Annotated in this window: 7 protein-coding genes and 1 pseudogene; 4 read left to right on the forward strand and 4 right to left on the reverse strand. The window is 72.0% G+C overall.

Annotated features, from left to right (window positions below):
* Positions 1-36 precede the first annotated feature (36 nt).
* Positions 37-864, forward strand: a pseudogene (locus tag ACSMXX_RS14990) (Cof-type HAD-IIB family hydrolase); the annotation flags it as partial.
* Here ACSMXX_RS14990 and cydD read toward each other — a convergent pair.
* The 4 genes from cydD to hisC form a co-directional block, all read right to left on the reverse strand.
* Positions 848-4,603, reverse strand: coding sequence for a thiol reductant ABC exporter subunit CydD (gene cydD / locus ACSMXX_RS14995; protein WP_473184524.1), 3,756 nt, complete (start codon positions 4,601-4,603; stop codon positions 848-850). The pseudogene ACSMXX_RS14990 and the gene cydD overlap by 17 nt on opposite strands.
* A 13-nt stretch (positions 4,604-4,616) precedes the next feature.
* Entirely contained in the window at positions 4,617-5,618 is a 1,002-nt protein-coding gene (cydB, locus tag ACSMXX_RS15000) for a cytochrome d ubiquinol oxidase subunit II (RefSeq protein WP_473184525.1), read from the reverse strand.
* 38 nt (positions 5,619-5,656) lie between these two features.
* Positions 5,657-7,186 (reverse strand): cytochrome ubiquinol oxidase subunit I, encoded by a 1,530-nt coding sequence (locus tag ACSMXX_RS15005; RefSeq protein ID WP_473184788.1) that lies wholly within the window; start codon positions 7,184-7,186, stop codon positions 5,657-5,659.
* 230 nt (positions 7,187-7,416) lie between these two features.
* On the reverse strand, positions 7,417-8,496 hold the full coding sequence (gene hisC, locus ACSMXX_RS15010; RefSeq protein ID WP_473184526.1) for a histidinol-phosphate transaminase: 1,080 nt from the start codon (positions 8,494-8,496) through the stop codon (positions 7,417-7,419).
* Between the two features lie 436 nt (positions 8,497-8,932).
* Here hisC and ACSMXX_RS15015 point away from each other — a divergent pair, with 436 nt between their 5' ends.
* The 3 genes from ACSMXX_RS15015 (at position 8,933) to ACSMXX_RS15025 (ending at position 12,867) form a co-directional block, all read left to right on the forward strand.
* Positions 8,933-10,075: a LacI family DNA-binding transcriptional regulator gene (locus ACSMXX_RS15015; RefSeq protein ID WP_473184527.1), complete on the forward strand. Its 1,143-nt coding sequence runs from the start codon at positions 8,933-8,935 to the stop codon at positions 10,073-10,075.
* A gap of 304 nt (positions 10,076-10,379) precedes the next feature.
* Positions 10,380-11,507: a metallophosphoesterase gene (locus ACSMXX_RS15020; protein ID WP_473184528.1), complete on the forward strand. Its 1,128-nt coding sequence runs from the start codon at positions 10,380-10,382 to the stop codon at positions 11,505-11,507.
* Between the two features lie 310 nt (positions 11,508-11,817).
* The gene (locus tag ACSMXX_RS15025) at positions 11,818-12,867 is read left to right on the forward strand and encodes a hypothetical protein (RefSeq protein ID WP_473184529.1); all 1,050 of its coding nucleotides are present in this window, start codon (positions 11,818-11,820) and stop codon (positions 12,865-12,867) included.
* Positions 12,868-12,877 lie beyond the last annotated feature (10 nt).

The following is a 12,877-nucleotide window of genomic DNA, read 5'->3' on the forward strand; positions in this document are numbered from 1 at the left end:
CCCTCGGCCCCCACCGCACCCTCGGCCGTCGCGGCTGTGGCGGCTGTGGCGCCCGGCACGTCCCCGGCCGTACGCCCCCGTCTGATCGCCACCGACCTCGACGGCACTCTGCTGCGCAACGACAAGAGCGTCTCCGAACGTACGGTCGCCGCCCTCGCCGCCGCCGAGGCCGCGGGGCTCGACGTCTTCTTCGTGACCGGCCGCCCCGCCCGCTGGATGGGCGTCGTCAGCGACCACGTGCACGGCCACGGGCTCGCCATCTGCGCGAACGGTGCCGCGGTGGTCGACCTGCACCGCGGCCGGCAGGTCGTCGAGGTCCGTGCGCTGGAGCGGTACGACGCGCTGGCGGTCGTCCGTACGCTGCGGAAAGCCGCGCCCGGAGTGAGCTTCGCCATCGAACGCACCGGCGGCATTCACTTCGATCCCGAGTACCCGGCACTGCACCACGACCCGGTCGGGATCGTCGCACCGGCGGAGAAGCTGCTCGGCCCGGAGCATGAGGAGCCCGTGCTGAAGCTGCTCGCGTACCACCCGGAGCTGGAACCGGACGCGTTCCTCGCGCTGGGACGCGAAGTGGCGGGCGCCCACGCGCAGTTCACGCGATCCAGCAAGTCCGCGCTGCTGGAGATCAGCGGCTCGGGCGTCAGCAAGGCCAGCACGCTGGCGCGGTGCTGCGCGGAGCGGGGCATCCTGCCGGAGGAGGTGGTCGCCTTCGGCGACATGCCGAACGACCTGGAGATGCTGAGCTGGGCCGGCACGTCGTACGCGATGGCCAACGCGCATCCCGACGTGCTCGCCGCGACGACGGACCACACGTCCTCCAACGAGACCGACGGCGTCGCCGAGATCATCGAGAGGCTGCTGATCCGGCACGGTCGCCTGCGGCCGGACGCTGCTCCCGGCGTCCCGCCGGGTGGTCCGGGTGGCCACGGGGGTCCGGATGGGGCTCCGAGTGGGCGCCCGGATGGCCCTGCGGGTCCGGCGGTCCGGGGTGGCGCCGGCCGGCACTCGCCGCTTCACGGGCAAGCATCCGGCTGAACGGCCCACCGGCGCGGGCCAGTTGACCGTACGTACCGCGTTCGACGGTGCGGCCGGCGTCGAGCACGATCACCTCGTCCACCGCGTCCAGGCCCTTGAGCCGGTGCGTGATCAGCACCGTCGTGCGCCCCTCGGTGGCGGCAAGCAGATCTGCGGTGAGCGCGTCGGCCGTGGGCAGGTCGAGGTGTTCGGCGGGCTCGTCCAGTACGAGGACGGGGAAGTCCGCGAGCAACGCACGGGCGAGCGCCAGCCGTTGACGCTCGCCGCCGGAGAGACGCGCGCCGTGCTCACCGACGTGCGTGTCCAGGCCGTCGGGGAGCATGTCCGTCCAGGTCTCCAGCCGCGCACCGGCGAGCGCCTCGCGCAGAGCGGCGTCCGTGGCGTCCTTGCGCGCGAGGAGGAGGTTCTCGCGCAGCGAGCTGTCGAAGACGTGTGCGTCCTGCGCGCACAGGCCGACGAAGCGGCGCACGTCGTCCGAGTCGAGGGCGGTGGCCGGTACGCCGGCGCCGTCCGGTCCGCCGCCGAGCGTGTACGAGCCGGTCTCGGCATCCAGGAAGCGCAGCAGGGTACGGGCGAGCGTCGTCTTGCCGGAGCCCGAGGCGCCCACGACGGCGACGCGATGGCCGGGCGTGAGTTCCAGGTCGAACGCGGCGAGCGGAGGCGGCGGCCGCCGCGTCCCGCCGCCCGCGTCGGCGTGCGGCGTCGGCGCGCCCTGATCCGCCCCGCCCGTGTGGTCCCCGTCCGGGTATCGCACGGTGACCCCCCGGAGGGTGAGCGGGAACGGTGCGGCGGGAGCGGGCACGGGCCGCGCCGGCTCCCGTACGGGCTCGGGGGCGTCCAGAACGTCCTGGAGGCGCTCGGCGGAGCGGCGCGCGCGCTGCCGGTACTGGACGGCGAGCGGCATCCCGTTGACCGCCTCGAACGCGGCGAGCGGGGTGAGCACGACCGCCGCGAGCCACACGCCTTCGAGCCGCCCCGCGTGCACCGCCGCGGTCCCGGCCCATGCGGCGGCGGTCACGGTGAGGCCGCACACGAGGGTCGCCAGTCCGGAGCCGAGGGCGGTCGCGGCGGCGGAGCGTGCGGCGAGCCGGGTGAGGATGCGGTCCGCGGCACGTGCCGCCTCCTTCCGTACGGGCAGCGCACCCGCCACCGTCAACTCGCCCGTACCGGTGAGGAGATCGACCACGCCGGTCGTCAACGCGGCCCGCGACGGGGCAAGTCTGCGCTCCGTACGGCGCGAGAGCGCACCGGTGACGGCCGGAACGGCGACGCCGGCCAGGAGCAGCCCGGCGGCGAGCACGGCACCCGCGGCAGGCAGCAGCGCGCCGGTGAACGCGACGGCGGTGAGGCCTGTGACCACCGCGACGGCGGCGGGCAGCAGCCAGCGCAGGAAGCGGTCCTGCAGGGCGTCCACGTCGCCGACGAGCCGGGTGAGCAGGTCGCCGCGGTGGGTGCGGCCGAGGGCGGCGGGAGCGAGGCGTTCGAGCCGCCGGTAGACGCGTACGCGTACGTCGGCGAGCACGCGGAGCACGGCGTCGTGCGAGACGAGCCGCTCGGTGTAGCGGAAGACGGCGCGCCCGATGCCGAACGCGCGGGTCGCGGTGACGGCCACCATCAGGTAGAGCACGGGCGGCTGCTGGGAGGCGCGGGAGATCAGCCAGCCGGAGGTGGCCATGAGGCCGACGGCGGAGAGGAGAGCGAGCGAGCCGAGGGCGGCCGACGCCGCCAGGCGCGGGCCACGGGACGCGCGCCCTTGCGCGCCGTCGTCCGGCTGCGCTTCAGGCCGAGCCGGTCCGTCCGCTCCCTCGGATCCTGCCGGTCCATCCGCTTCCTCCGGTCCGTCCGCTCCGTCCTGTTCGCCCCGTCCCGCCGGACCCCCAGGTCCTCCCAGCGCGTCGTCCGGCACCGTCCGCGCTGCCGGCCGCCGCTTCGTGAGGAGCGGTGCCGCGGCCCGGGGCGGCCCCGCCAGGGTGACCACGCGGTCGGCGGCGGACAGGAGGGCCGGGCGGTGCGTGACGAGCAGGACCGTGCGGTCCTCCGCATGCCGGCGGAGCGCTCCGACGACCGACGCCTCGGTGTCGCCGTCCAGCGCCGCCGTCGGTTCGTCGAGCAGAAGCAGTGGCCGCCCGCTGAGGAACGCCCTTGCCAGAGCGACGCGTTGACGCTGTCCCGCGGAGATGCCCGACCCGGTCTCGCCAAGTGCGGTGTCCGGGTCGAGGCCGGTGCCCGCCGCGGTCAGGGCGGCTGCGACCTCGGCGTCGGTGGCGCCCGGGTCCGCCAGGCGCACGTTGTCGGCGACCGTGCCCGCGAACAGGTGCGGGTGCTGAGGCACCCAGGCGATCTGGGCGTGCCAGCCCGGGAGTTCGAGCTCTCGCAGGTCGGTCCCGTCGACTCGTACTGCACCCGAGGCGGGCCGGGCGAAGCCGAGCAGCGCGTTGAGCAGGGTGGACTTCCCTGCGCCGGAGGGTCCCGTCAGGGCGACCGTCTCGCCCGGCCGCAGCGTCAGATCCGTCGCCGGGAGGGAGTCGTGGTCGCGGCCCTCGTGGCGTACGCGCAGCCCGTCGACGGTGATGACGGACCTGCGCAGGTCGGGGGCGGGGACACCGGAGGTCCGCGGCAACGGCTCGGCGAGGACGGCGAAGACCTCCTCGGCAGCGGACAGCCCCTCGGCGGCGGCGTGGTAGTGGGTACCGACCTGGCGCAGCGGCAGATAGGCCTCCGGAGCGAGAACGAGTACGAGCAGGCCCGTGTACAGGTCGAGTTCGCCGTGGACCAGGCGCATGCCGATGCCGACGGCCACGAGCGCGACGGAGATCGTGGCGAGGAGTTCCAGCACCAGCGAGGACAGGAAGGCGATGCGCAGGGTGCGCAGCGTGGCCCGGCGGTAGTCGGCGGTGATGGCGCGGATGTTGCGGGCCTGCGCCTTGGCGCGGCCGAAGACCTTGAGCGTGGGCAGGCCCGCGACGACGTCGAGGAAGTGACCGGAGAGCCGGGAGAGCAGCCGCCACTGGCGGTCCGTGTGGGTCTGCGTGGCCCAGCCGACGAGGGCCATGAAGATCGGGATGAGGGGGAGGGTGACGAGCACGACCGCTGCCGAGACCCAGTCCGCGGTGACGATGCGCGCCAGTACGGCGACGGGTACGACGACGGCCAGGGCGAGTTGGGGCAGGTAGCGGGAGAAGTAGCCGTCGAGGGCGTCGATTCCGCGGGTGGCCAGGGTCGCCAGCTGGCCGGTGCGCAGGTCCGCCTGCCCGAAGGGCCCGAGGGCCGCGGCGTGGTCCAGCAGCCGGGTGCGCAGTTCGGACTTGACCGCCGCGCTGGAGCGGTGTGCCGCGAGTTCGGTGAGCCAGGAGACCAGGGCGCGTGCGGCCGTTACCGCGACGAGCAGCAGCAACTGGATGCGTACCGGGGCGTCGTCCTGGAAGGCGCGGACGACGATGTCCGCGATCAGCACGGCCTGCCCGATGACGAGCAGCGCCGAGGCCAGCCCCAGCACCACCGACGCCGCGAGGAAGGCGCGGGTGGTGCGCGCGTAGGTGAGCAGACGCGGGTCGACGGGCCTCATCGGTGCCGCCCCATCAGTGGTTCTCCGCGATGTGCTGGGTGCCGATCCGCTTGCGGAAGACCCAGTACGTCCAGCCCTGGTAGAGCATCACGACGGGCGTGGCGACGGCCGCGCACCACGTCATGATCCTCAGCGTGTACGGGCTGGACGCGGCGCCCTCTGCCGTCAGGCTCCAGCGCGGGTCGAGCGTGGACGGCATGACGTCGGGGAACAGCGCGAGGAACAGGGCGGCCACCGTCGCGGCGATGGTCACCCCGGACAGTCCGAAGGCCCAGCCCTCACGTCCGGCTGCGTTGACCGCGACGGCGGCGAGCAGCGCGAGGACCGCGGCCGCCGCGGCGACGAGGCTCCCGCCGTCGCCGGAGTGCAGCTGCGTCCAGGTGAGGAAGACGGCGGTGAGCACGGCGGAGCCCAGGCCGAGGAGGGTGGCCAGACGCCGGGCGCGCGGCCGGATCTCGCCGGTCGTCTTCAGCGCCGTGAACACCGCGCCGTGGAAGGTGAAGAGGGTGAGGGTGACCAGCCCGCCGAGCAGCGCGTACGGGCCGAGCAGGTCGGCGAGATCGCCCGCGTAGTCCTTGTCCGCGCCGATGGGCACGCCGTGGACGATGTTGCCGAAGACGACGCCCCACAGGAACGCGGGCAGCAGCGACGTGACGAACAGGGCCGCCTCCCAGCGGTCCTGCCAGCTCTTCTCGGTGCGCTTGGCCCGGTACTCGAACGCGACACCGCGCACGATCAGGCACACCAGGATGATCAGCAGCGGCAGATAGAAGCCGGAGAAGAGCGTGGCGTACCAGTCGGGGAACGCGGCGAAGGTGGCGCCTGCTGCGGTGAGCAGCCAGACCTCGTTGCCGTCCCAGACGGGGCCGATGGTGTTGATCAGTACGCGCCGTTCGCGGCGGTCGCGGGCGAGGAGCCGGGTGAGCACGCCCACGCCGAAGTCGAATCCTTCGAGGAAGAAGTAGCCGGTCCACAGCACGGCGATCACCGCGAACCAGATGTCGTGAAGCTGCATCGCGTGCTCCTCAGCGGGAGGTCGGCAGGAAGAAGACGTCAGTAGGAGAAGGCCATGGGACGGTCGGGGTCGTCGGTGTCGTGACCGCCGATCCTGGTGGGCGGGTTGAGGTCCGAGTCGGTCAGCTCGGGCGGTCCGGCCTTGACGTACTTCGCCAGCAGCTTGACCTCGATGACGGCGAGCGCCGCGTACAGGGCGATGAAGACGCTCATGGAGGTGACGACCTCCGCCTGGCTGACGCTGGGCGAGACGCCCGCGGCGGTCGGCAGCACGCCGTAGACGACCCAGGGCTGCCGGCCGGTCTCGGTGAAGATCCAGCCCCAGGAGTTGGCGATCAGCGGGAACGCGAGGGTCAGCAGGGCGAGCCGCCAGTACCAGCCGGTGAGGGCGGGGCCGAGTTCGCGCTCGCGGGTGAGGGCGAGCCGCGGCACCTCCTCGTCGGACGTACGCAGCCGAGGTGAGAGCCAGAGCCTGCGGCGGGTGAGGTACAGCCCGGCGGCGCCGAGCGCGAAGGAGGACATCCCGAATCCGATCATCCACCGGAACGACCAGTAGGCGAGCGGGATGTTGGGCCGGTAGTCGGCGATGTCGAGCTTGCCGCCGTACTTCTCACGCAGCGCGTCCTCGGTGTCCTTGATGCCGGGGACGGGTTCGGAGAAGTTGTCGTGCGCGAGGAAGGAGAGCAGTCCGGGGATCTCCACGGCGACCTTGTTGTGGCCGGTCTTCGGGGGGCCCACGTCGCCGTAGGCGAAGAGCGAGAACGGCGCGGGCCCCTTGGTCTCCCAGAGCGCTTCGGCGGCTGCCATCTTCATCGGCTGCTGGTCGTACATGATCTTCCCGAGCCGGTCGCCGGTGACGGCGGTGAGCACCCCGGCGACGGCCATCGTGACCAGCCCGAGCCGCAGCGAGGAGCGCATCACGGCGACGTGCCGTCCACGCATCAGGTGGTACGCGGCGATACCGACCATGAACGCCCCGCCGGTGAGGAAGGCGGCGACGAGGGTGTGCGCGAACTGCGCGACCGCCGTGTTCTGCGTGAGCACCCGTACGAAGTCGGTGAGTTCGGCGCGGCCGCTCGAGGGGTTCATGCGGTAGCCGACGGGGTGCTGCATCCAGGAGTTGGCCGCCAGGATGAAGTACGCGGACAGCACGGTGCCGGCGGCCACCATCCACATGCACGCCGCGTGGATCCGCTTGGGCAGCTTGTCCCAGCCGAAGATCCACAGGCCGATGAAGGTGGACTCGAAGAAGAACGCGATGAGCGCCTCGAAGGCGAGGGGCGCACCGAAGACGTCTCCGACGAAACGCGAGTAGTCCGACCAGTTCATCCCGAACTGGAACTCCTGGAGGATGCCGGTCACCACGCCCATTGCGATGTTGATCAGGAAGAGCTTGCCCCAGAACTTGGCGGCTCTGAGGTACTTCTCCTTGCCCGTGCGCACCCATGCCGTCTCCAGGCCCGCGACGAGCGAGGCGAGCGAGATCGTCAGGGGAACGAACAGGAAGTGGTAGACGGTCGTGACGCCGAACTGCCAGCGCGCCAGGGTCTCCGGCGCCAGTGCTGTCATCTCCACCGGCTGTCTCCTTTGCCTCGCGGCTGTGGCCGGCGTCCGGAGTGGAGCTTCGTCCGCGTTCGGACAGGAATAACCGGACCACAAGTGGTGCTCGTGAATGAGTTCACATTCACAAGAAATACTACGACCGGTCTTTTCGGACAGGACGAGGGGGGTCCGAAAGCGCGCCGGACGGCCACCGCACCCCAGGTGCGGTGGCCGTCAGCGGGCGCGGAGCGCGGGCGTCAGAACTCGCTCTTGCGGAAGGCGGCGGCGGTCTGCAGGAAGATCTCGTTCGCCTCCGTCTCCCCCACCGAGACCCGCACCCCCTCGCCCGGGAACGGCCGGATCATCACGCCCGCCTGCTCACAGGCCGCCGCGAAGGCGCTCGTACGGTCGCCGAGCCGCAGCCAGACGAAGTTGGCGTGCGACTCCGGCACGGTCCAGCCCTGGGCGACCAGTTCACGCGAGACGCGCGCACGCTCCGCCACGAGCGCCTCGACCCTCTCCAGCAGTTCGTTCTCGCTGCGCAGCGAGGCGACCGCGGCGTCCTGGGCGAGCTGGCTGACGCCGAAGGGCACGGCCGTCTTGCGCAGCGCCGTGGCGACCGGCTCGTGGGCGACGGCGAAGCCGACCCGGAGGCCGGCCAGGCCGTAGGCCTTGGAGAAGGTGCGCAGCACGCACACGTTGGGGCGGTCGCGGTAGAGATCCAGGCCGTCGACGACGCTCTCGTCCCGTACGAACTCGCGGTAGGCCTCGTCCAGCACGACCAGCACGTCGTCCGGCACCCGGTCGAGGAACCGCTCCAGGGCGTCCCCGGGGATGGCCACGCCCGTGGGGTTGTTGGGGTTGCAGACGAAGATCAGGCGGGTGCGGTCGGTGACGGCGCCGGCCATGGCGTCCAGGTCGTGCTCCTCGCCGTCCGTCAGGGGAACCTGCACAGAAGCGGCGCCCGAGATCTGGGTGATGATCGGATAGGCCTCGAAGGAGCGCCAGGCGTAGATCACTTCGTCGCCGGGGCCTGCCGTGCACTGCAGCAGCTGCTGTGCGACCCCGACCGAGCCGGTGCCGGTGGCCACATGCTCGACGGGGACGCCGAAGCGGTCCGCGACCGCCTCCATGAGACCGGTGCAGGCCATGTCCGGGTAGCGGTTGGCGGCGCCGGCAGCGGCGGTCAACGTCTCCAGCACGCCGGGGAGCGGCGGGTACGGGTTCTCGTTCGAGGACAGCTTGTACGCGGCGGGCCCCGAAGCGGCCGGCCGGCCCGGCTTGTAGGTGGGGATGCCTTCGAGCGCGCTGCGCAGCCTGGGCTTCTTCTCGCTCACCGCTGACTCCTCCTCGTCCCTGCCGCCGACACCAATGCTGCTAACCCTAAGAGGAATCAGGCAAGGGGGCGTCGTCGAGGCAGCGTCCGTATTCCCTTGATTCCCTGGACTCCGGACGGACGGAGTCCGGCGGAGGACTTGGGGGACACCGTCCAGGGGGCGTGCACGTGTACGCCGCAAGCCCCCTGACGCACTTCCGCGCCGGTGGCTTGAGCCGTGGCGCGCGTCACTCATGAAGGTGAGTTGAGACCTCCTCGCAACATCGCCGTATCCGGGGGCACAATCGCCCGCCGAGTCCGCCAAAGTTCGTGATGGGTCGTCAACTGGCGTGTATTCCAAGGCAGTTGGCCGTGGTCGCACATGCAGAATCGTGCCTTCTGGGGTCCCCCGGAAGTGGCCAGCACCCCCTCCGCCACGGGCCTACGATCGGGGCGCCATGACAGCAGCAGAGAAGCATCAGGTGGGCCGGGCACCGGCCTCGCGCCGGGCACACGGGGGGAGCCGGCTGAGCGGGCGCGCGGGCATCCGCGATGTCGCCGCCGCGGCCGGCGTCTCGATCACCACTGTCTCCGACGCGCTCAACGGAAAAGGCCGCCTCCCCGACGCCACCCGCAGCCATGTGCGCGAGGTGGCCCAGCGCCTCGGCTACCGGCCCTCGGCCGCGGCCCGCACACTCCGCACCGGCAAGTCCGGCCTGATCGGGCTCACCGTCACCACGTACGGCGAAGAACCGTTCACCTTCACCGAGTTCGCATACTTCGCCGAGATGGCCAGGGCGGCCACCTCGGCCGCGCTCGCCCGCGGGTACGCACTGGTCATCCTGCCCGCCACCTCGCGGCACGACCTTTGGTCGAACGTCGCGCTGGACGGCACCGTCGTCATCGACCCCTCCGACGAGGACCCGGTCGTCACCGAACTGGTCCGCTCCGGACTTCCCGTCGTGTCCGACGGGCGCCCCGGCGGCGCGCTTCCCGTAACGGCCTGGGTCGACAACGACCACGAGGAAGCCGTCCAGGGCCTCCTCGACCACCTCGCCGAGGCCGGCGCCCGCCGCATCGGGCTGCTGACCGGCACCAGCACCGACACCTACACGCGGCTGTCGACCACCGCGTACTTCGACTGGTGCGCCCGCGTCGGCCAGGAACCCGTCTACGAGCACTACCCGGCGCACGACCCGTGCGCGGGCGCCGTGGCCGCCGACCGGCTGCTCGCCAGGCCCGACCGCCCGGACGCGGTGTACGGGCTCTTCGACCCCAACGGCACGGACCTGCTCGCGGCGGCCAGGCGCTACGGACTGCGCGTACCCGAGGACCTGCTGCTGGTCTGCTGCAGCGAGTCCAGCGTCTACGCCACGACCGAGCCGCCCATCACCACGCTCTCGCTCAAGCCCGGCCGCATCGGCAACACGGTCATCCAGCTCCTCATCGACGCCATCGAGGGCATCGGCAACGACGCACCCGTACAGCAGGTGATGCCCACCGATTTGATCGTCCGTACGTCGTCGCAGCGCCGGCCGCCCCGCACCACCGTCAGCGCGCCGCGCTCCCCCGGATCCGGGCCCGCGCCCGTGACCGACTGATCCTGCGGGCGTCTGGCGGGCGTCTGGCGGCCATCCGGGCCACGGCAGCGCCCGCGGACGAGAGGGGAATTCCCGGAGGAATGCGCCACCCCCTGGCCGCCGGGCCGCAATTGCCACCCCCAGGTGCGTCACAAGCCGCTACCGGCGTTCCTATGATGGGTCGCACGACACCGGAACCCGACCCCGGTCTGTGCGACCGTGGACCAGTGGGTCGGCGTGACAGGCAACGGGCGGGTATCCCCGCCGAAGCAGGCAGGGCGAGGTCCGGACAGGTGCACGGCGGCGCGCGATGGTGGAGGGGTCGATGACTCAGGGGGCCGGTCAGGGACCCGGGATGCTGCAGGAAGGCGGTGCCGCCACGCACGGCCCAGGGGCTCCGGGAACACCGCCCGCACATCCGGAGCACCGTGCGCACCCTTCGCTCCAGAGGGCGGCTCCCGCGCGGGAAGAGGGGAGTTCCGACGAGCCCGGCGACGGATACACCCCGACCGAGCGCGATCTGCCGGTCGTCGGCAGCGGCGCGGAGGACGAAGGGCACGAACCGACGCTCGTCGACGTGGCCGTGCATCCCGTCGTCGAGGAGGGCGAGGGCCCGCTCTACGTCGTCGGCGACGTCCACGGCTATCTCGACGAACTCCGCGCCGCGCTGCACAGCGCCGGAATCACCGACAGCCAGGACAACTGGGCCGCGGGCAGCACCCGGCTGTGGTTCCTCGGCGACTTCACCGACCGCGGCCCCGACGGCATCGGCGTCATCGACCTCGTGATGAACCTCTCCGCGCAGGCCGCGGCGGCCGGCGGCTACTGCAAGGCCCTGATGGGCAACCACGAACTGCTGCTGATCGGCGCCAAGAAGTTCGGGGACACGCCCGTCAACTCCAGCGCCGGCACTGCCTCGTTCCAGGCGGCGTGGCTGCTCAACGGCGGCCAGCGCTCCGACATGGAACGGCTGGAGGACCATCACATCCAGTGGATGTCACGCCTCGACGCGATGGCGCTGGCCGACGGGCACCTCCTGCTGCACTCGGATGCCACCTGCTATCTCGACTACGGCAGCACGATCGAGGCCGTGAACGACGCCATCACCGAGGCCCTGCAGCGCAACGACGCGGACGAGACCTGGGACCTGTTCCGCAAGTTCACCAAGCGCTTCGCCTTCCGCGACGAGACGGGCTCCCTGGCGGCGCGCGAGCTGCTCACCGTCTTCGGCGGCCGTCAGATCGTGCACGGGCACAGCCCCATCCCGTACCTGCTCGGGGAGTTCGCCGCCAACGGTTCCGGTGAGGCCGCCGAGGGCGCGGACGGGGACGAGGACGTCCTCCCCGAGGTGACCGGCCCGCACCTGTACGCCGACGGGCTCGCCATCGCGATGGACGGCGGTGTGACCATGGACGGGAAACTCCTCGTCACACAGCTGCCGTTGGGCGAATAGCCTGGGGGACTCTCCCCCTGGCACAGCTGGGGGACCGAACCTCGCCCGGCTGGGGACCCCCGTCGGGCCGACAGGCCCAGGGAAAAGGCGGGCGTACGCGGGCACAGGCGGGCGCACAGGGGCGCAGAACACGTTGCCGGGAAGAGGCAATTACCGGAAACTCTCTCTCAGGAAGTGCCGGACTCCCTCTAATATCGGTTCTGCCGCTGCGAATTCCTCTACCCTCGCTGTGGCTGCCCCGCCCTCCCCCTGGGCCTGTCGGCCCGGGCGGTGCCCATCGGCACCGGAAGGCCCTACGGAGCATCGGGGGATGCACATGAACACTGCTCCGCACCTGCTGCCCGAAGACCGGCCCGAGTTCGAGCGGGCCGTCGACGAGGCACTGCGCGAGGCAGACAAGCGACCTGCCCTGGCGGCAGTGGGCGAGCAGATCAGCGCACAGCAGCTGCGCGTGATGGCCCTCAGCGCCGCCACCGCCATCGCCGCGGACGCGGCCGACGAGTACGAGCAGTACGTGGCCCTGCGAACTCAGCTGCGGCAACCGGCAGTTGACACTTCATCGCCGCTGTCGTCCTCGGCCTCGGCCTCCGCCTCGTCCTCGTCGGATCCGCAGGCCGGGACCGAGGGCGGCGAACGCCGCGAGGACGGCGAACAGCGCGGCGGGGGAGGCGGGCTGAGCCTGGCCGGTGTGGGCGAGGGCGTCGGCGAGACGACGGGAGCCGGACTGCTCGCGATGGTCTCCGTGCTGGTCCCGCTGCTGGCGGGGACGGCGGCCGTCATCTTCCTCCTGATCGGCAATCTGCTGCGGGTGGTCTCGCCCGAACCGTCCATCGCCGAGCCGATGCGGGACGCGGGCTGGGTCTTCGCCATACTGGCCGCCGCCGGGATCGTCGTCGCCATGGCCGAGCTGTGGCTGACGGCCGTGCGCAACGGCGCGGCCGCGCGCCGGAACCGGACCGATGACGCGTCGGCCGCGGGCGGCGGCACCGCCGACGGCACGGCAGCCGAGTCCCGTCTGGCCAGGGAGGTCTCCGCGGCCCGCGCGGTGTGGCGCGAGGCGCTGCTGGAGCACGGCATAGTCCCGTTCCTCGCGGACGCGCTGGCCGGGCAACCGTCCGGCGGCGGCAGCCACGGCGGGCGCGCCGGCAACGGCCGCGAAGGCGCCGGTACTTCCGCCGCCGCGTCCACCCGCGAAGCACCGCACGACGAGGAGCGCACGCCGCGGCTCGGCTACTCCGGCCCGGACTTCTCCAGCCGCAGTCCGTCGGACGGCAAGGAGCACGAGAGCCTCCGCCCGCGGTACTCCAGCCCGGACTACTCCAGCCCCGACTACGGCGGGCCCGAGCACAGACCGGAGTAGGACCGGCGCA

This window comes from Streptomyces sp. DSM 116795, assembly GCF_055792905.1.

What these genes read in the sequence shown, in the direction of transcription:
- cydD (WP_473184524.1), bottom strand. Translation starts at nt 4,603, where the DNA reads ATGAGGCCCGTCGACCCGCGTCTGCTCACCTACGCGCGCACCACCCGC.
- cydB (WP_473184525.1), bottom strand. Translation starts at nt 5,618, where the DNA reads ATGCAGCTTCACGACATCTGGTTCGCGGTGATCGCCGTGCTGTGGACC.
- ACSMXX_RS15005 (WP_473184788.1), bottom strand. Translation starts at nt 7,186, where the DNA reads ATGACAGCACTGGCGCCGGAGACCCTGGCGCGCTGGCAGTTCGGCGTC.
- ACSMXX_RS15015 (WP_473184527.1), top strand. Translation starts at nt 8,933, where the DNA reads ATGACAGCAGCAGAGAAGCATCAGGTGGGCCGGGCACCGGCCTCGCGC.
- ACSMXX_RS15020 (WP_473184528.1), top strand. Translation starts at nt 10,380, where the DNA reads ATGACTCAGGGGGCCGGTCAGGGACCCGGGATGCTGCAGGAAGGCGGT.
- ACSMXX_RS15025 (WP_473184529.1), top strand. Translation starts at nt 11,818, where the DNA reads ATGCACATGAACACTGCTCCGCACCTGCTGCCCGAAGACCGGCCCGAG.